Source organism: Arthrobacter sp. TJ-270, assembly GCF_058269075.1.
Map to the genome: position 1 here is coordinate 803,751 of NZ_JBZCNB010000001.1, position 18,203 is coordinate 821,953.

Genomic DNA, 18,203 nt, shown 5'->3' on the forward strand with positions numbered 1-18,203 from the left:
GGCGGCTCACTTCCTTTCGATGACGAATCGGGCAACTGCCACCGAGGCGATGAACCCGATGAGGGAGGTGGCCACCAGGATTACCAGAGTGTTGGTGTGGCCGTTGAACACCATGTCCGCGGCCAACGCCCCGCCGACGATGGCCAGCAGTACGTCTACGGCAATGACACGGTCCAGAATCGTCGGTCCGCGAGCCGCCCGGTAGATGGCGCAAACGGCCGAGACGCCGAGAACCGCAGCGATGACGCCGAGCATGACGGTCATGGGCGTCCCCTTTCCTCGAGGTGATGAGGGGCGGCGGTGAGCAGCAGTGCCAGGTCCTCCCTGGTTCCCATCACACGGATCAGCCACTCCTCGGTGCGCCGGACATTCCGGCGCACCTTTTCTGCGTCATCGGGGCCGGCGACATTCAGGCAGTGCAGGTAGAGGGTGGAAGTGGAGCGGTCCACTTCGATCACGAGAGACCCCGGAATCAATGAGATGGCGTGTCCGGTGGCCGTGACCAGGAGGTCGGATGGGCTGCGCAGGCGTACCGCAACCACAGCGTTCTTCAGCCGCGGGCCATGGGTGAGGGCCAGCCAGAACACCTGGAAGCTGGCCAGCACCAGCTCGTACACAAAGCGCACGGCGAAACCGGCAGCGTAGAACACATTGAAGCGTCCACTGAGCTCGACCGGCGGCAGGTAGAGCAGGTTTGCCACGGCGAACGCGATGATGGCACCGAAGATCAGGTTGCCCGGGCTGAAGTCCTGCCAGAGCGCCCCCCAGACAAGAACGAGCCAGATCAGCAGCGGCAGTTCGACCCGGAACGGGATTCGTTGTCTGGTCATGGCGTGGCACCTGCCGCTTCGGTAGCACCGTCGCCGAGTACAGCGTCGATGTAGGGGGTTCGCTCAAGCATTTGTTGTGCGGCCTGTTCGCTCAGGGCGAAAAGCGGTCCTCCCATAAGTGTCAGGCTGACGCCCAGCAACACCAGGCCGGTGGTGGCTCCGACCATCGACCGCGGGAGCAGGTTCACGGGGTTCCTGCCCGCGAACTTTCCGGTACTGTGCCCGGAGACCCTCCGCGAGGTGGTTACGGCGGAGCCGTCGGGCGACGTCATCAGCAGAATCGGGTCCGGGTGTGTGGCGTCCTCCGGCTGGCGCCAGAATGCCCGGTTCCACACACGTGCAACCGCCAGCAGGGTGAGGAGGCTCGTCAGTACGCTTGCCCCGACCAGCACGTACGCCAGGGGTGTCCCCAGCTCCACGCCCGCCTTAAGCAGTCCCAGCTTCCCGAGGAATCCGGAGAACGGCGGGATGCCCGCAAGGTTCATGCCCGGTATGAAAAACAGCAGTGCCAGGAACGGGGAGAGCTTCGCAAGGCCGCCGAGGCGGTCCATGTTGGCCGTTCCCCCGCGTCGCTCGATTAGCCCGGTCACGAGGAACAGGCTGGTCTGCACGATGATGTGGTGGGCAACGTAGTACACCGCGGCGCCGAGGCCGATCACCGTTGATACCGCGAGCCCGAAGATCATGTAACCGATGTGGCTGATCAAGGTGAAGGAGAGCATACGTTTGATATCCGACTGCGCGAGGGCACCCAGGATGCCCACAATCATAGTGAGCATCGCTACCACCATAAGCAGCGTGTTGATGCGGTCTCCGGGAAACAGGAGAGTTTCGGTCCGCACCATCGCGTAGACGCCGACCTTGGTCAACAGGCCCGCAAACACGGCAGTCACCGGGGCGGGCGCGGTCGGATAGGAGTCGGGCAGCCAGAAGGCCAGCGGGAAGACCGCAGCCTTGATGCCGAACGCGACCAGGAGCATCAGATGCAGGACCATCTGCGTTGCATGGTCGATATCCGCGAGCTTCAACGCCAGGTCGGCCATGTTAATTGTGCCCGTGGCCGCATAGATCATGCCGATGCTGATCAGGAACAGCAGCGACGAAACGACGCTCACGACGACGTAGGTTACGCCCGCGCGGATCCTCGGCGTGGTGCCGCCAAGGGTCATGAGCACATAGCTCGCCGTGAGCAGGATTTCGAACCCTACATACAGGTTGAACAGGTCACCGGCAAGGAACGCGTTCGAGACTCCGGCCACCAGAATGAGGTAGGTGGGGTGAAAGATCGAGACCGGGGCGTCCTTATCGCCGTCGGTCATGCCCTGCCCCGTGGCGTAGATCAGGACGGCGAGGCTCACCGCCGAGGAAACGACCAGCATCAGGGCAGAAAATTGGTCCACTACCATCGTGATGCCGAACGGCGCGGCCCAGTTGCCGACGAAGACCGCCGTTGTGCCCCTCCCGCTGGTATCAACGAGAAGGAAAATTTCGATCAGCAGTGTCACACAGAGTGTCGTGATGCTGACCGTGCGCTGCGCCCTGGAACGACGGATGAGTACGAAGGCCAGCGCTGCACCGAAGAAGGGCAGCACTACCGCCAGAGGTGCCAGGTTCACGATGTTCATCGCCCCTCCGTCCGCGGTTTGCCCGGTCTTCTGCCGGTTGCCGTCCGCTGGGCGCCCGGCGCTTCCTCGGCCTCCTCGACCGGCGTGAACTCCGTTGTTTCGATGGGTATGTCCGCGTCATCCTCAGCATCGAAGCTGCTCTGGGACGCCACCCGCCGGTCTTCGATGTCATCCTGGACTTCGTCCTGCCGTCCGAGAATCCACGACCGGTAGATGATGCCGAGCACGAAGGCAGTCACGGCGAAGGAAATGACGATAGCCGTGAGGATCAGCGCCTGGGGAAGCGGATCGCTGTAGTCCTCAGCGGGGATATCGGATGCGTAGAGCGGGGCCCTGCCCCCTGGCCCACCCGCGGCCAGAAGCAGCATGTTCGCCCCGTTGGCAAGCAGGATCAGGCCCAGCAGAACGCGGGTCAGGCTACGCTCCAGGAGCAGGTAGATGCCCGCGGCGAAGAATCCGCCCATGACGACGAGCAGCGTGATGTTGACGCTCACGGAACCACCTCTTCTTCCGGTTCCCGGGGTGTCTCCGGCGCTCGGGGCCCGGCGTCCATGGTTGCCGTTGCTTCCTCGCTGCGTTCGTCGATCTCAGATCCGAGGCTGCGCAGCACGTCGAGCACCAGACCGACCACAACCAGGTAGACGCCGATGTCGAACATTGTCGAGGTCACGAACTTTATGTCCCCGAAGACTGGCCACGTCAGCTCGATGATTGCGCTCTGGAACACCGCGCCGCCGAGGAACAGCGGCACGATGGCCGTGAGTGCAGCCGTGGCCAGTCCGCTGCCCAGTAACAACCCTGCGCTGATAGGAGTTGCTTCAGCGAGTTCGAAGCGACCGCCTGCCAGGTAGCGGATGGTCAGTGCCAGTCCGGCCATGAGTCCGCCGGCGAATCCGCCACCGGGCGCATTGTGGCCTGCGAGCAGGAGGTAGATCGAGAAGACGATGATTGAGTGGAACAACAGCCGGGTAATCACCTCGAAGATGATCGAGCGGCGTTCAGGGGCCAGCGTCCGACCTGCCACAAGCCAGGCATCGTTGACGGAACTTGCGAACTTCTTGGCCAGCTCGAGCGCTGCGGCCTCCCGGCCGTACGCATCGAACGGTTCCCTGTTTCGCCCGACGGTTCCGCTCTCCACTCCCTCAGCGCGCACCCGTCCGTCGCCGCGGCCGCGGATGAAGATCAGGCTTGCCACGCCTGTTGCCGCGATTGCGAGGACGCTGATCTCGCCGAAGGTGTCCCAGGCCCGGATGTCCACCAACGTGACATTGACGATGTTGGCGCCGCCGCCGTCGTCGTACGCCAGCGACGGGAAGCTCAGCGAGATGGGGTCCGCAACCCGCGACGCCATCGCAGACATGGCGATGGTAACCATGACCACACCGAAGGAAATACCCAGCACCGCCCGGAGCAGCCGGTGCTGGACTCCCGGTTCCCGTTGCCGCAGACGTGCCGGGAGGGACCGCAGCGCGAGTACGAATGCGACCAGCACGATGGTCTCGATCAGCAGCTGGGTCAGCGCGAGGTCGGGGGCGCCATGCAGCGCGAAGATCAGCGCCATCCCGTAACCGGTGATTCCGACCATGAGGACGGCCATGAAGCGCTTGGTGGCGCGCAGTGCCGCGACCAGGCCAAGAAGGACCGCGACGCCGGCAATGAGCTGGGCGGGGGAATCGGCCAGGCGCCAGGCCCGTGGGAGCGGTGCGTCGAAGATGATCAGTGCCGAGAGCGGAGCGATGATCGCCATCGACAGGATGATGAACAGGTAGAACGCGAGTGAACCGCGCTGTGTACGGCCAGTGAGCCAGACTGCTACGTCGTCGAGCACGCCGATGACGCTCTTGTAGTTCCGTTCCGCGTCGATGTCCGGGGCGATCCGGGCCTGAATCCGCTCGAAACGGTCTCGCATCAGGAACAGCGCGAGGCCGCCCGCGATCGAGAGCAGGGACAGGAACAACGCTGGGGTGACTCCGTGCCACAGCAGCAGGTGCGGCGTCTCTTCCGCGGCCGGGAAGGTACGCACGTACGGCTGGATCGCCGCGTCCAGCGGAGCGGGCAGCACACCGAATACAACGGAAGCAACGGCAAGCAGCGCCGGGGCGAAAAGGAAGGACGGCTCGACGCGTTCGAAAGGGGTCGGTGTGGCGGATTTCCGCGCGAAACCGCCCCAGATGAAACGGGCGCTGTAGGCCAGGGTCAGCATGGAGCCAAGGATGATTCCCACGAGAGCCACCACGCCCAGCACACCTTCCTGCGCTTGGTGGATGAAGGCTTCGAGCACCGACTCCTTTGCCACAAAACCCAGGAGGGGCGGTATGCCTGCCATGGAGGCCGCAGCGATGACGGCGACGGAGGCCAGCACGGGCGCGGACCGACCGACTCCGCAAAGCTTCCGGATGTCGCGCGTGCCCGACTGGTGGTCGATGATACCGACCACCAGGAAGAGGGTCGCCTTGAAAAACCCGTGCGCGAGGAGGAGACCCAGCCCGGCGAGCGCCGCCTCCTGCCCTCCCTGGCCGACCACGATGGTCAGGAAACCGAGCTGGCTCACCGTGCCATACGCGAGGAGTAGCTTCAGGTCATGCTGGCGAAGTGCGCGCCATCCGCCGAAGATCATGGTCGCGAGCCCGAGGCCGAGGACAACCGGGGACCACAGCAGGTTCTCGGAGAACCCGGGGGCAAAGCGCGCAATGAGGTAGATGCCGGCCTTCACCATGGCGGCGGCATGCAGGTAGGCGCTCACCGGCGTCGGGGCTGCCATGGCGCTGGGGAGCCAGAAGTGGAAGGGCACGAGCGCGGACTTGGAGATGGCGCCGACGAGGATCAAAACGATCGCCGTCTCGATTGCCGGGCCGGTGAGGGTTTCGGCACGGGCGAGGATGTCCGACAGGCGGTAGGTTTCGGCCGACTGTCCCAGGATGATCAGGCCCACGAGCATGATCAGGCCGCCGAGCGTCGTCACGATGAGTGCCTGCAGCGCTGCCCGTCTGGCGGAAAGGCGGTGCCGGGAGTAGCCGATCAGCAGATAGGACAGAACCGTTGTCAGTTCCCAGAAGATGAAGAGGAGGATGAGGTCATCGGCGATGACGAGACCGAACATCGCGCCGGCGAACGCCAGCAACTGGGCGCCGAAGGGGCCGATGTCGGCGTCATCCTGTTTGAAGTAGCGCGCGCAATAGAAGAGCACGAGGGATCCGACGCCGAGAACAAGAATGCTGAGCACGGCCGACAGTGCGTCCATGCGGAAGGCCAGTTCCAGCTGCAGCTGCGGAATCCAGGGAACGACGACGGACGGCGGCGCGTTGGGTTGGCCGCTGGCGCTGACCTGTGCTGCTCCGGTGTAGTCAGCGAAGGTGGCGAGGAGCCAGACGAACCCGGCCGCAGGTACGGCGGCTAGGACATAGAACGCCGAGCGCCCCATCAGGCGGAAGATCAGTGGCGCTACTGCGGACACCGCGAAGAGGGCGGTGAGCACAAGCAGCACGATGATCTCCTGAACTCTCTGATCGAGACGGTCAGCTGACGGTCAAGGGCGTGACTACATTCTACCCGTGGCATACACTGCTCCTCCGGCAGGTTCCGCCCTCCGCGCAACGCCCAAGGCGCGTGGAATAAGTAGGGACTCGAACCAGTTTTTAGGCGCAGCGGATAGCATGCAGCCTATGGGTACGGATTCCGCACAGCACACTGGACGCCTACTGACAAAACCCGTTCTCGCGTGGGCGTCGTGGGACTGGGGCTCTGCTGCTTTCAACGCCGTCATGACAACGTTCGTTTTCACGGTGTATCTGACATCGGACGTCTTCGGTGGGGAAACCTACGCCTCCGGGGTGCTCGGCTGGGGCCTGGCCATTGCAGGCCTCCTCATTGCCGTCCTGGCTCCTGTAACGGGTCAGCGGTCCGATGTCGGCGGTCGCCGGAAGCTCTGGCTGGGCGTCCACACCCTGACGGTAACCGTGCTGACGGCGCTGTGTTTTTTTGTGTTCCCCCGCCCGGAACTGTTGATTCTCGGGGTTGCCCTCATTGCGGCAGCGAATATCTTCTTCGAGTTCGCAGGTGTCAACTACAACGCCATGCTCACGCAGATTTCGACCCCGTCCAGCATCGGCAAGGTCAGCGGGTTCGGTTGGGCCATGGGTTATGTGGGTGGCATTGCCGCACTCGTGATCGTCCTGGTCGCCTTCGTGCAGCCGGCCTTCGAATGGTTCGGGTCGAGCACCGAGGATGCCCTGAACATTCGGCTGGTGGCTGTTTTCTCCGCGCTCTGGTTCTTCACGTTTGCGCTCCCGGTGATGTTCGCGGTGCCTGAAGTTCCCCGGCAGCGGAATGCTGACAGACTGGGTTTCCTCGCGTCCTATGTACTGCTCTTCCGGCGCATCAAGGCCATCTACCGCACAAGCCCGCACACCATTTTCTTCCTGCTCGCGAGCGCGATCTTCCGTGACGGGCTCGCCGCGGTGTTCACCTTCGGAGGCATCATCGCGGCAGGCACGTTCGGGTTCACGCTCAGCGAGGTGATCCTGTTCGCGATTGTCGGCAATGTCATCGCAGCGGTCGGGGCCGTGATCGGCGGCTTCTTCGACGACCGGGTTGGGCCCAAGCTGGTCATCATTGTGGCCCTGATCGGACTCCTGATTTCGGGCACGGCCGTGATGGCGCTCGGAGCGGCGGACCAGCAGGTGCTGGGTCTGCAATGGAGCGGTGACACGACGTTCTGGGTCTTCGGACTCCTGCTGACCCTCTTCGTGGGTCCGGCTCAGGCCTCTTCACGCGCGTACCTGGCGCGCCTCTCGCCGCGGGGCGAGGAGGGTGAGATGTTCGGGCTGTACGCCACCACGGGCCGAGCCGTCAGCTTCCTGGCTCCGGCGCTGTTCTCGCTGTCCATCGCTGTATTCGGGGAACAGCGGTTCGGGATCCTCGGGATCCTGATTGTGCTGCTCGCCGGCCTGCTGGTGCTGCTCCCGGTGAAGCCGCCCGCGAAGGTGACTCCCGCCGTCGTACCCGCTCCCTGAGTAGGTCCCTCCCAGCCCCCGCTGAGTGCGCAGACAAACAGCGTATGCGCGCCGCAAAAGGTGTTTATCTACGCACTCAGCGTACGGGGAGAGCGGACCCAACCGCGCGTCTGTAACGCCCGGGCGACACGCGTCTCCACGCTGTCCTGCCTCAGGGCATCGAGCGTCCGAGCGGTGACCGTGATCTGAATCCAGCCCGCACCCGCCGTCTTTTCATTTCGCACAGTGTCGAGCTCAGCCTGTTCACGCTCGAAGTGGTGTCCACCGTCGTACTGGAGCGCCACACGATATTCCGGATAGGCGAGATCGGGCCATGTGATCTCCCTGCCTGCAGAGTCGACGATGACGTACCCAATTCCGGTTCCGGCAGACCTGCGAGAATCAGTCTGAGCCGCAGTTCCAATGCCGCACGGGCATTCAGGATCCCGCGCATCTTCGGATGGCGCTGTACAGTCCCCCGCAGTTCCGCGATGGACGTTAGTGCCTTCCGTTCCGGCATGAAGCTGCGCTTGTGTGCGTTCACGATCGCGTCTCCGTCGAATAGCTGAACGCTGAACCAGGGGTCAGGCACCCAGAGGACGCAGCCGACCGGGCAGGTCCTGTTCGACGCCCCAAGGCACCCTCAAACCGCGGCTGGGGATGACCAGGCCCGCCGAAACTGTGCGATGGCGTGCCAGACCCGCGGCGTCCGATTCGGACAGTGAAAAGGATCGGCCGAGGAAGTTCTGCGGCAATGGTTCCGGTGTACGCATGCCAGCAATCGTTGTCGTCGGAGGGTCGCGTCTCGGACTTACCCACAGGCCTTCACTGCTGAGTGGTCACATAACGACGGAATGACGCGGCGCAAGCCCCTTTATCTGCGCACTCAGCGGGATATTGAACCGTCGGAAATCTGTGTCCGGTGGAAGTTCAAGTGGCTCCGAGACGCCGTCGGGCCCCGCTGCCCCTGGTAACGGTTACCGTACTGACCGGAACCGTAGGAGTGCTCCGCCGGCGAGGTGAGCTTGAAGAAGCACAGCTGGCCGATCTTGGAGCCCGGCCAGAGCTTGATCGGCAACGTTGCCATATTGGAAAGCTCAAGCGTGACGTGGCCCGAGAAGCCGGGATCAATGAACCCTGCGGTCGAGTGGGTGAGCAGGCCGAGGCGGCCCAGTGAGGACTTGCCCTCGAGCCGCGCCGCGACGTCATCAGGGAGGGTGACCATCTCGTACGTCGACCCGAGCACGAACTCCCCCGGATGGAGGATGAACGGCTCATCCGGTGCCACTTCCACCAGGCGCGTCAGGTCAGGCTGGTTCTCCGCCGGATCGATGTGCGCGTACTTGTGGTTGTCGAAGAGGCGGAAATACCGGTCGATGCGGACGTCCACGCTTGAAGGCTGAACCATTGCGGGGTCATAGGGGTCGAGGACAATTCGCTCGGAGGCAATTTCGCTTCGGATGTCGCGGTCGGAGATCAGCACCGTCTAAAAATACCGTACGGAGTTCGCACCGATCTCATCGGCAATGTCAGCGGCCGATCTCGGTTCTCACTGCGAACAGCTCCGGGAAGAACGTCAGCTCAAGCGCCTTCTGGAGGAATCCGACGCCGCTTGACCCGCCCGTCCCGGACTTGTGGCCGATGGTGCGCTCCACCGTCTTCAGGTGCCTGAAGCGCCACAGCTGGAAGTTGTCCTCCAGGTCCACAAGTTCCTCGCAGGCCTCGTAGACGTCCCAGTGCGCCGCGGAATCCTCATAGACCTCCTTGTAGACCTGCACCAGCGCGGGGCTGAACTCGTGGGCATGCGTGACGTCCCGTTCAAGCAGGTCCTGGGGAACGTTGTACCCGCGCCGCGAGAGGTAGCGGATGAATTCGTCATAGATACTTGTCTCCTCGAGGAGACCTGACAGGAGGTCAAGGGCCTGCGGATCGCTCTCGAAGACCTGGAGCATCGCCGCGTTTTTGTTGCCGAGCAGGAACTCGACTGCGCGGTACTGGTAGGACTGGAAGCCGCTGGCCGCCTTTAGCGCTCCGCGGAATTCCGCGTACTCCGACGGCGTGAGCGTCGCCAGCACCGACCACTGTTCGGTCAGCGAGCGCTGGATGTGCTTGATCCGGGCTATGCCCTTCATTGCCGCCCGCAGATCGTCCGCGCGCAGGTGGGTCCTCACCGCACTCAGCTCGTGCAGCACGAGCTTCAGCCAGAGCTCAGAGGTCTGGTGCTGGATGATGAACAGCATCTCGTCGTGGTGCTCGGGCCTGCTGACGGGGTGCTGCGCCGACAGGAGCGCGTCCAGATCCAGGTAGGACCCGTAGGTCATCTTTCCGGAGAAGTCCTTCTCGATGCCCGCTTCAAGGTTGCGGGTGTTCCGCTCCACGCTCATGAAATAAGCGTAGTTCTTCGCCGTTCCTCCGTGCGCCGGCCCTGTCGCGGCATTCTGACAATTCGTTGAAGAGTGTCAGACGCGGCCAGTAGGTTTGAAGAAACCAAGGAGACAGCATGAACGCACCCGCAGATGCACCCGTACACTGCAGCATTGTTCCGCCCTATCTGTTGGCCCGCCTTGCAAGCCTGGAGGATCCGGCGCATCAGAGTGCTGCTGCTGCCGCCCGGCGAGCGCTGGTGGAGCTGGACCCGATCCATAGCGCGCGGTCAACGGCTCCCCGCGATACGTCGCGCGGGGCGGGCACCGCCGTCGTGCTGGTTCTTCGCAGGACAATTTCCGACGCCGGCGGCACTGAGTCCCTGCCGGGAGAGGCGGTCCGCCGCGAAGGCGATCCACCCACAGGTGACATCGCGGTGGATGAAGCCTATGACGGTCTCGGCGCAACATATGCGCTCTTCAACGAGGAGTACGGCAGGTCATCCATTGACGACGCCGGCCTGCCGCTCAATGCCACGGTTCATTATGGTCGGCAATACGACAACGCATTCTGGGACGGCTGCCAAATGGTGTTCGGCGACGGGGACGGTGAAATTTTCGGGCGGTTCACCGCCTCGCTCACGGTGATAGGCCACGAACTAGCGCATGGATTCACCCAGTACACCTCGAACCTGCGGTATCAGGGCCAGTCCGGGGCGCTCAATGAGTCCCTTTCGGATGTGTTCGGTGTGCTGGTGGAGCAGCGCGTGCGCAGTCACTCGACCGACGCCGCCAGCTGGCTGATCGGTGAGGGCCTCTTCACGGACCATGTGGAGGGGCTTGCCCTCCGCTCGCTGAAGGCACCTGGAACCGCTTACGACGACGACGTCCTCGGCAAGGACCCTCAGCCCGGCACTATGACGGATTATGTGGACACCACGTCTGACAACGGTGGCGTGCATATCAATTCGGGCATCCCGAATCATGCTTTTTACATCGCGGCGATGCAGTTGGGCGGCAACGCCTGGGAACGTGCAGGGCAAATCTGGTATGACGCCGCAACCGGGGGCCGTATCCCTCCCGATTGCAACTTTCCACTGTTCGCCACCGTGACGGTGGAGTCCGCGAAGGCCCGTTTCGGTGAGGGCTCCCTGGCAGCAAAAGCGGTCCACTACGCGTGGCGGGAGGTGGGAGTGCTGTGACCCGTATTGAGGTCTCGCGTTCTGGGGGCTTCGCCGGGTTGACGCGGACGTGGAGTGTCGAAGTGAGCGCTGCAGAGGTTGAGGAGCGTTGGCTGCCCCTCCTCGAGCAGGCGGACCCCGGCGAGACCCAGGGCGCCGAACGCGACCGCTACGTCTATCACATCGCAATCGGCTACCACGAGGTGACGGTCGCCGAGAGCGCGGTGCAAGGCCCCTGGAGAGAATTGGTGGAGTGGGTCAAGGATGCCTCATCCAGCGAGCCTGGGACCGAGCTTGGCGAGGGCCCCTGCTGAGCCGCAGGTTGGCGGGCTCGCTGTCACCCGCACGTGTCGTGAAGGCCGCCAGGAGATGTTGTAGTGTTTATGGAGCGGTTCAGGCCGCATTGCGGGCGTAGCTCAATGGTAGAGCGCTAGCTTCCCAAGCTCGATACGCGGGTTCGATTCCCGTCGCCCGCTCCACTCTGTTTCCGTTCACGCCGCCGTGCGCGGTCCGAACATGATCACGGCAACGCCGGCCAGGCACGTTGCGCACCCGATGAGATCCCAGCGGTCAGGTCTAAACCCGTCGAGAGCCATTCCCCACGCCAGGGACCCCACAACGAAGACGCCGCCGTAGGCCGCGAGTATCCGGCCGAAATTAGCGTCAGGCTGCAGCGTGGCTACAAACCCATACGCGCCGAGCGCGAGCACGCCCAGCCCTGCCCACCACCATGGCTGGCCCTCCCGCATGCTCTGCCAGACCATCCAGGCGCCCCCGATTTCGGCCAGCGCTGCGACGGCAAAGAGGACAACCACGAGAAAGACACTCATGGGCCAATTATCGCGCTGCGGAAGCGCTCAGGCCGACCCTGCTACGACAACACCTCCGCCGCAACTGCCCGCATCGGGAGGGTGCGCAACCCCACATGGCAGGCCGGCTGGCGCCAGCGTAGACTTGACGCGATGAATCGCACAATGTTCAAGTCCAAGATCCACCGCGCTACGGTGACCCACGCGGACCTTCACTACGTGGGTTCTGTGACTGTCGACCTGGACCTCCTCGACGCCGCCGACATTCTGCCCGGCGAAATGGTATCCATCGTGGACGTCACCAACGGCGCGCGGTTGGAAACCTACACTATTGCCGGCGAGCGTGGTTCCGGCGTCCTCGGAATCAACGGACCTGCAGCGCATCTGGTGCACGAGGGGGACACAGTCATTCTCATCACGTACGCGGCGATGACCACGGAAGAGGCGCGCTCCTATGTGCCCAACATCGTGCACGTCAACGCTGACAACCGGATCATCGAGCTGGGAACTGACCCGGCCGAAGGTTTGACGGAGGGGCTCCAGCGTCCCCCGTTCGCGTTGAACAACGCCGCACTCCTCTGATTCGCGATCACTGACCAAACCTTCAGGTGGCCCCGCTACCCGCGGGGCCATTTTCGTGTAACCAATTGCCCCCGGGCCGAGCCGCAACCACACGGCAATTCTTCTAGCGCGAATTACCCGGAAGGCTTAGGGTCAAGAAGACAAGGTTGCTCCGGTCCCCTCACTGCAATCAGTCCCCGGGCCGGGGTTTCTTACGCTCGATGTGGAGGCGGGGTACGTATGCCGGGAATTCGCAGGACCGACCAGCAACAACAGCGGATTCGGAAGCATCCCGGTGCAATAGCCATTACCTCTGTGGGCCTGGCGTCCCTCCTCCTCAGCGGATGCGGACCAGCAGACTCCGGTGTCCCGACTCTCACCTGGTACATCAACCCTGATGCCGGCGGGCAGGCCGCAATTGCGCAGCTCTGCACCGAAGAGGCAGGCGGCGAATACCGGATCGAAACCTCACTTCTGCCCAATGATGCGGCAGCGCAGCGTGAGCAGCTCGCACGCCGGCTGGCGGCGAATGACGCTTCCCTGGACATCATGAGCATCGACCCGCCGTTCGTCCCGGAACTGGCCACTTTCCTCGCACCGGTTCCTGAAGACATCGCCCAGAGCACCACCCAAGACACCCTCGAAGGTGCGTTGCAGGGCGCAATGTACGAGGACGAACTGGTTACCGTCCCGTTCTGGGCCAACACGCAGATTCTCTGGTACCGCGAGTCGGTCGCAGAGGAAGCAGGCCTCGACATGTCGCAACCGGTCACCTGGGACCAGCTGATGGAAGTGGCCGAAGCCCAGGATGTTGAGTTGGGCGTGCAGGGCTCCCAGGCGGAATCGATGACGGTCTGGATAAATTCCCTGATCGAATCAGCTGGTGGCACCATCCTGGAGAACCCGGAGGCGCCCGCTGACGAAATCGAGCTCGGTTTGGCGAGTGAGGCCGGACAGGAGGCCGCCCGCATCGTCGGGACCATCGGCGACAAGGGACTCGGTGGACCGGGACTGGCGACATCCACGGAAGCCACCTCTCTGACCGAGTTCCAGGGCGAGAGCGGGTCCTTCATGGTCAACTATCCGTTCGTCTGGCCGGCGACTCAGGGTGCCGTCGAGGGAGGCTCCCTCGACCAGGCCCTACTCGATGACATCGGCTGGGCCCTCTACCCGCGGGTTTACGAAGACCAGGAAACGGCGCCGCCTCTTGGCGGCATCAACCTCGGCGTCGGCGCAAGCAGCGACAACCCCGAGTTGGCCTACCAGGCGATCGAGTGCATCGTGCAACCGGAAAATCAGGCCGAGTATTTCCTGACCAACGGCAACCCGCCATCGAGCTCGGTTGCCTATGAAGATCCGCGGATCGAGGAGCAGTTCCCGATGGCGGAAACCATCCGTGAATCGCTGGAGAATGCAGCACCCCGCCCGCAGACCCCGTTCTACAACGAGATCTCGAGCGGTCTGCAACAGACATGGACCCCGCCGGACGAGGTATCGCCGGAGACCACGCCGGAGCAATCCGAGGAGTTCATCACCGCTGTGCTGCGAGGGGAGAGGTTGTTGTGACCAGCGCTATCACCAAGAACCCGGAGGCCATGAAGACCGACCGGCGCACCAATGACTACAGTGACAGGGCAAAGTCTGAGCGTCGGCTCGGCTGGATGCTCGCGGGACCGGCTTTCATCATCATGCTCGCGGTCACCCTTTATCCCATCATCCAGGCGTTCTTCGATTCCCTCTTCGCCTTCCGGCTGACGGCTCCGGACGAGCGCCAGTTCATTCTGTTCCAGAACTACGTGACCGTCCTCAGCGATCCGGTCTGGTGGCGGGACCTCCTCGTGACGCTACTGATCACCGTCGTGACGGTCGCCGTTGAACTGGTGCTCGGGTTCGCGCTCGCTCTGGTGATGCATCGGGCGCTCAAGGCCGTCCGCGGCTGGCTACGCACAGCCATTCTGGTGCCCTACGGCATCATCACCGTGGTCTCGGCCTACGCCTGGTTCTATGCGTTCGACATCAGCTCCGGCTACGTCAACTCCTGGTTCAACTGGGTACCGGGGATCGATCAGGATCTGAACTGGTTCGCGCAGGCGAGCACGGCGCTACCGGTCATCATGGCTTCGGAAATCTGGAAGACCACGCCGTTCATCTCGCTCCTCCTCCTTGCCGGGCTGGCACAGGTTCCGGATGAGCTGACGGAAGCCGCCAAGGTGGATGGAGCAACCTGGTGGGAGCAGATGCGCAAGGTCATCATCCCGAACATGAAGGCGGCCATCATGGTTGCGGTCCTGTTCCGGGCTCTGGACGCCTTCCGGATCTTCGACAACGTGTTCATCATGACCAACGGGCAGTACGGCACTGAAGTGCTCTCACTCCTCGCCTATCGAACGTCCATCAGCAGACTGGAGATCGGCCTCGGGTCCGCGGTCTCGGTTCTCCTCTTCGCGTGCGTCCTCCTGATCAGCTTCATAGCGATCAAGGTGTTCAAGGTTGACCTCGCCGGCTCAACGGGAGGAAAGCGATGAAGTCCACCGGTCGCGAAAAGATCATCTGGACGATCGTCTCGATCTTCGTCCTCATCTACGCGCTGTTTCCGGTTGCATCCATCCTCGCCACGTCGTTCAAACCGCCCGGAGACCTGACCAGCGGACGTTTCCTGCCCTCCGCCGGCCTGGCGACGCTCGATAACTACGAACAGATCCTTGTCGGTGACGCGCAGGGGCTATTCCTCTCCGCTTTGTGGAATTCCATCGGAATCTCCCTCATAGCGACGTTCATCGCCGTCGTGCTTGCCACACTGTGCGCATACGCAATTGCCCGACTGGACTTTCCCGGCAAGAAAGTCATCCTGACGACGGCGCTGGCAGTGTCGATCTTCCCGGTCATTTCGATCGTGACCCCGCTGTTCAACCTGTGGCGGAACATCGGCCTGTACGACACCTGGCTTGGCCTCATTATCCCGTACCTGTCGCTCACGCTTCCTATTTCAATCTGGACGCTGGCTGCGTTCTTCCGTCAGATCCCGTGGGAACTCGAGCAGGCGGCCCAGGTGGACGGTGCCACAACCTGGCAGGCGTTCCGCAAGGCAATTGTGCCCCTGGCTGCACCCGGTGTATTCACGACGGCGATTATCGCCTTCTTCATCGCGTGGAACGACTTCGTGTACGGCATCTCGCTGACTTCAACGGAAGCGGCGCGGCCCGTACCCGCGGCACTTGCGTTCTTCACCGGGGCTTCACAGTTCGAGTCCCCTACCGGCGCCATCTCGGCGGCCGCAATCATTGTCACCATTCCGGTTGTGCTGCTGGTGTTGCTGTTCCAGCGGCAGATCGTCTCAGGCCTGACCCAAGGCGCAGTCAAGGGTTGAGAACCGAAGAAACTGAAGGAAGAGGATCCAGAACATGGCTTCTATAACGCTGAAGAACCTCGTCAAAAAGTATGGAGACGGGTTCCCTGCCGTCAACGACATCAGCATCGATATCGAGGATGGCGAGTTCATCATCCTGGTGGGGCCCTCAGGCTGCGGCAAGTCGACGCTGCTACGCATGATCGTGGGGCTCGAGGACATTACGTCCGGCGATCTCTATATCAACGAAGAGCGAGTGAACTCGAAGGCGCCACGCGACAGGAACCTCGCAATGGTGTTCCAGAACTATGCGCTCTATCCGCACCTGACCGTGTTCGAGAACATTGCCTTCCCGCTTCGGCTCGCCAAGGGCAAGCACAGCGAGGAGGAAGTGCAGCGCCTGGTCACTGGGGCGGCCGCCACCCTGGAACTGACGGACCATCTACAGCGTAAGCCGGCGAATCTTTCGGGTGGCCAGCGGCAGCGGGTCGCCATGGGCCGGGCTATCGTCCGCCAGGCGGATGCGTTCCTGTTCGATGAGCCGCTCTCAAACCTTGACGCGAAGCTGCGCGGACAGATGCGCTCGGAAATCTCCCAAATGCAGCGCCGTCTTGGAACTACCTCCGTCTACGTCACGCACGACCAGACGGAAGCCATGACTCTCGGCGACCGGGTAGCAGTCCTCAAGAAGGGTGAACTGCAGCAGATCGCGTCGCCGCGGGAACTTTACGAGCAGCCTGTGAACCTTTTCGTTGCAGGCTTCATCGGCTCCCCGTCGATGAACTTCCTTCCGGCGACCATCGAGAACGGAAAGCTTCAGACCTCACTCGGGGCGCTGGACGTACCTGCTGACAAGGCGGCGAAGGCAGCGGGCCGGAAGGTCGTCCTCGTGGGCGTACGCCCGGAGTTCTTCGAGGACGCCAAGCTCGTCGATGATGCCAAGAAACCGCACGGCTCGTCCTTCAGGGCCACGCTCACCCACACCGAGTGGCTCGGAAACGAACAGTACGGCTACATCAACTTCGATCCGGCCCCCGAGGTGCGCGAGCTTCTAGACAACCTCGCCCGGGACATGGACGCCGATGAGCTTCGGCCGCAGGTTGTGGTCACGCTTGATGCGGCCAGCCGCATCCGCGGCGGGCGCGAGTCAGAAATCTGGCTCGATACCCGCAAGCTTCATTTGTTCGACCCGGAGACCGGCGAGAACCTGACGCGCGATGCCGAGGCCGGAGCAGCCCTCACAGCCGAGGCGAATCAGGAACGGGCTGAGGAACTCGCCAGCGCGCATGAGGCGGACCGCGCGATGGACGCGAACGGTGACCGCGGCAGCGACCGTGAAAGGGACGGCGGCACGGGCAGCGGCAGGCACCGAGACAGTGGCGGAGGTAGCCACGCCGCCACTCGCTGACGTAGGACGACGACGACGGCTGGAACGCACGTGGACATGTCGGGACGCAGCGGCGACGCCGTCGTCGTTGGTGGGTCTCACACCGCCATTGGGTAACGTTAGAGAGTGCATTCGTCCCGCCTGATCCGAATCCTCGCCGCCTGGCTGCTCGGACTCATGCTCGCGATCGTGGGGGCAATTGCAACGGTGATGCTGGTCAACACACACGTATTCGGCCCTCACCAGCAGGTGGAAAGCTACCTTGAGGCGCTTCGCCAGGGCGAGGGAGAACGGGCGCTGGGGCTGCTGAACGCAACCGTTCCGGGCGCCAATGCGGCACTCCTCGACGGCCCAGCCCTGCAACGGGCAACGCAGGGCGTGGAGAGCATCGAGGTAGGTTCGCCCCACCCCTCCGGTGAGAACCGGGTCGAGGTCGGGGTCACCTACACCATCGACGAAACTGAGCACACCACTGCGTTCATGCTGGAAAAGAGCGGGACGGAGTGGCTTTTCTTCAACCAGTGGGAGTTTGTTCCCTCGACCCTTCCCACGCTCGAGGTGTCGGTGATCAACCAGAGAGAAGCCACACTGAACGGAACCCGGGTGCTGATGCCGGAAGGGCGCAACCAGTTCGCCGTCTTTTACCCCGCACAGGTGGAAGCCCACTACACGAGCGAGTACTTCGCCGCCCCCGCTCAGACTGTTGCCATCACGGACCGTCAACAGGCACCGGCCAGCCTGAACCTTGCCACCGCCGCAACTCCCGCACTGACTGAAGCTGTCACCGCGCAGCTGAAGACGTTCCTCGACTCCTGCGCCGAGCAGAAGGTTTTCCAGCCCGCCAACTGCCCGTTCGGCTTCGAGACCGGCAACCGGGTCGCGGGTCCGATCAACTGGTCCATCACGGAGTACCCGGAAGTCCGCATAGAACCGTACAACGGCGACTGGGTGATTTCCCCGCTTACCGGCACCGTGCTGCTGGAAACGAACCTTCAGGACTTGTTCACGGGCATCATTGAACCCGTGAGCGTCCCACAGGAGTTCGGGTTCACCGCCCGCCTCGGCGTCACCGACGAGGGCATCGACGTGACCCCGGTGGTGGAGTACTAA

General features: G+C 63.1%; 19 protein-coding genes and 1 tRNA gene. 10 read left to right on the plus strand and 10 right to left on the minus strand.

Annotated elements, in window-relative coordinates; genetic code table 11:
• Positions 1 to 6 precede the first annotated feature (6 nt).
• From AC4D2M_RS03810 to AC4D2M_RS03830, 5 genes are read right to left on the minus strand one after another with little or no spacing between them, the layout of a single operon-like run.
• A complete protein-coding gene (locus AC4D2M_RS03810) occupies positions 7 to 264 on the minus strand; it encodes an MrpF/PhaF family protein (protein WP_490890122.1) in 258 nt (85 codons plus the stop codon).
• Positions 261 to 830: a Na+/H+ antiporter subunit E gene (locus AC4D2M_RS03815; RefSeq protein ID WP_490890123.1), complete on the minus strand. Its 570-nt coding sequence runs from the start codon at positions 828 to 830 to the stop codon at positions 261 to 263. The genes AC4D2M_RS03810 and AC4D2M_RS03815 overlap by 4 nt, the downstream gene beginning before the upstream one ends.
• On the minus strand, positions 827 to 2,455 hold the full coding sequence (locus AC4D2M_RS03820; protein ID WP_490890125.1) for a Na+/H+ antiporter subunit D: 1,629 nt from the start codon (positions 2,453 to 2,455) through the stop codon (positions 827 to 829). The genes AC4D2M_RS03815 and AC4D2M_RS03820 overlap by 4 nt, the downstream gene beginning before the upstream one ends.
• A complete protein-coding gene (locus AC4D2M_RS03825; RefSeq protein WP_490890126.1) occupies positions 2,452 to 2,949 on the minus strand; it encodes a Na(+)/H(+) antiporter subunit C in 498 nt (165 codons plus the stop codon). Before AC4D2M_RS03825 ends, AC4D2M_RS03820 begins: the two co-directional genes overlap by 4 nt.
• Positions 2,946 to 5,939 carry a Na+/H+ antiporter subunit A gene (locus tag AC4D2M_RS03830; protein WP_490890128.1) on the minus strand — a complete coding sequence of 998 codons (2,994 nt, stop codon included), beginning with the start codon at positions 5,937 to 5,939 and terminating at the stop codon, positions 2,946 to 2,948. Before AC4D2M_RS03830 ends, AC4D2M_RS03825 begins: the two co-directional genes overlap by 4 nt.
• Positions 5,940 to 6,117: 178 nt before the next feature.
• Here AC4D2M_RS03830 and AC4D2M_RS03835 point away from each other — a divergent pair, with 178 nt between their 5' ends.
• On the plus strand, positions 6,118 to 7,467 hold the full coding sequence (locus AC4D2M_RS03835; protein WP_490890129.1) for an MFS transporter: 1,350 nt from the start codon (positions 6,118 to 6,120) through the stop codon (positions 7,465 to 7,467).
• Positions 7,468 to 7,535: 68 nt separating this feature from the next.
• Here AC4D2M_RS03835 and AC4D2M_RS03840 read toward each other — a convergent pair whose 3' ends face one another.
• From AC4D2M_RS03840 to kynA, 4 genes are all read right to left on the minus strand, one after another.
• Positions 7,536 to 7,751, minus strand: a complete 216-nt coding sequence (locus AC4D2M_RS03840) for a hypothetical protein (protein ID WP_490890131.1) — start codon at positions 7,749 to 7,751, stop codon at positions 7,536 to 7,538.
• Between the two features lie 279 nt (positions 7,752 to 8,030).
• Positions 8,031 to 8,219, minus strand: coding sequence for a hypothetical protein (locus tag AC4D2M_RS03845; RefSeq protein ID WP_490890133.1), 189 nt, complete (start codon positions 8,217 to 8,219; stop codon positions 8,031 to 8,033).
• Positions 8,220 to 8,332: 113 nt separating this feature from the next.
• Positions 8,333 to 8,929: a dCTP deaminase gene (dcd, locus tag AC4D2M_RS03850; protein ID WP_490890135.1), complete on the minus strand. Its 597-nt coding sequence runs from the start codon at positions 8,927 to 8,929 to the stop codon at positions 8,333 to 8,335.
• A gap of 46 nt (positions 8,930 to 8,975) precedes the next feature.
• Positions 8,976 to 9,830 (minus strand): tryptophan 2,3-dioxygenase, encoded by an 855-nt coding sequence (gene kynA / locus AC4D2M_RS03855; RefSeq protein WP_490890137.1) that lies wholly within the window; start codon positions 9,828 to 9,830, stop codon positions 8,976 to 8,978.
• 116 nt (positions 9,831 to 9,946) lie between these two features.
• On the opposite strand from kynA, the gene AC4D2M_RS03860 reads away from it, so the two are divergent.
• The 3 genes from AC4D2M_RS03860 to AC4D2M_RS03870 all read left to right on the plus strand — a co-directional run bounded on the left by AC4D2M_RS03860 (position 9,947) and on the right by AC4D2M_RS03870 (position 11,469).
• Positions 9,947 to 11,011: a M4 family metallopeptidase gene (locus AC4D2M_RS03860; RefSeq protein ID WP_490890139.1), complete on the plus strand. Its 1,065-nt coding sequence runs from the start codon at positions 9,947 to 9,949 to the stop codon at positions 11,009 to 11,011.
• A complete protein-coding gene (locus AC4D2M_RS03865) occupies positions 11,008 to 11,304 on the plus strand; it encodes a protealysin inhibitor emfourin (RefSeq protein ID WP_490890140.1) in 297 nt (98 codons plus the stop codon). The genes AC4D2M_RS03860 and AC4D2M_RS03865 overlap by 4 nt, the downstream gene beginning before the upstream one ends.
• Before the next feature lie 91 nt (positions 11,305 to 11,395).
• A tRNA-Gly gene (locus tag AC4D2M_RS03870) sits at positions 11,396 to 11,469 on the plus strand.
• 12 nt (positions 11,470 to 11,481) lie between these two features.
• Here the strand turns inward: AC4D2M_RS03870 and AC4D2M_RS03875 are convergent.
• Positions 11,482 to 11,820, minus strand: a complete 339-nt coding sequence (locus tag AC4D2M_RS03875; RefSeq protein ID WP_490890142.1) for a YnfA family protein — start codon at positions 11,818 to 11,820, stop codon at positions 11,482 to 11,484.
• A 132-nt stretch (positions 11,821 to 11,952) separates the two neighbouring features.
• Between AC4D2M_RS03875 and panD the strand changes: the two genes are divergently transcribed.
• The 6 genes from panD to AC4D2M_RS03905 all read left to right on the plus strand — a co-directional run bounded on the left by panD (position 11,953) and on the right by AC4D2M_RS03905 (position 18,203).
• Positions 11,953 to 12,381 (plus strand): aspartate 1-decarboxylase, encoded by a 429-nt coding sequence (gene panD / locus AC4D2M_RS03880; protein ID WP_490890144.1) that lies wholly within the window; start codon positions 11,953 to 11,955, stop codon positions 12,379 to 12,381.
• A gap of 219 nt (positions 12,382 to 12,600) precedes the next feature.
• Positions 12,601 to 13,926 carry an extracellular solute-binding protein gene (locus AC4D2M_RS03885; protein WP_490890145.1) on the plus strand — a complete coding sequence of 442 codons (1,326 nt, stop codon included), beginning with the start codon at positions 12,601 to 12,603 and terminating at the stop codon, positions 13,924 to 13,926.
• 29 nt (positions 13,927 to 13,955) lie between these two features.
• On the plus strand, positions 13,956 to 14,885 hold the full coding sequence (locus AC4D2M_RS03890) for a carbohydrate ABC transporter permease (RefSeq protein ID WP_490890429.1): 930 nt from the start codon (positions 13,956 to 13,958) through the stop codon (positions 14,883 to 14,885).
• A complete protein-coding gene (locus AC4D2M_RS03895) occupies positions 14,882 to 15,727 on the plus strand; it encodes a carbohydrate ABC transporter permease (protein ID WP_490890147.1) in 846 nt (281 codons plus the stop codon). The genes AC4D2M_RS03890 and AC4D2M_RS03895 overlap by 4 nt, the downstream gene beginning before the upstream one ends.
• A gap of 34 nt (positions 15,728 to 15,761) precedes the next feature.
• A complete protein-coding gene (locus tag AC4D2M_RS03900) occupies positions 15,762 to 17,114 on the plus strand; it encodes an ABC transporter ATP-binding protein (RefSeq protein WP_490890149.1) in 1,353 nt (450 codons plus the stop codon).
• A gap of 105 nt (positions 17,115 to 17,219) precedes the next feature.
• Positions 17,220 to 18,203, plus strand: a complete 984-nt coding sequence (locus AC4D2M_RS03905; protein ID WP_490890151.1) for a hypothetical protein — start codon at positions 17,220 to 17,222, stop codon at positions 18,201 to 18,203.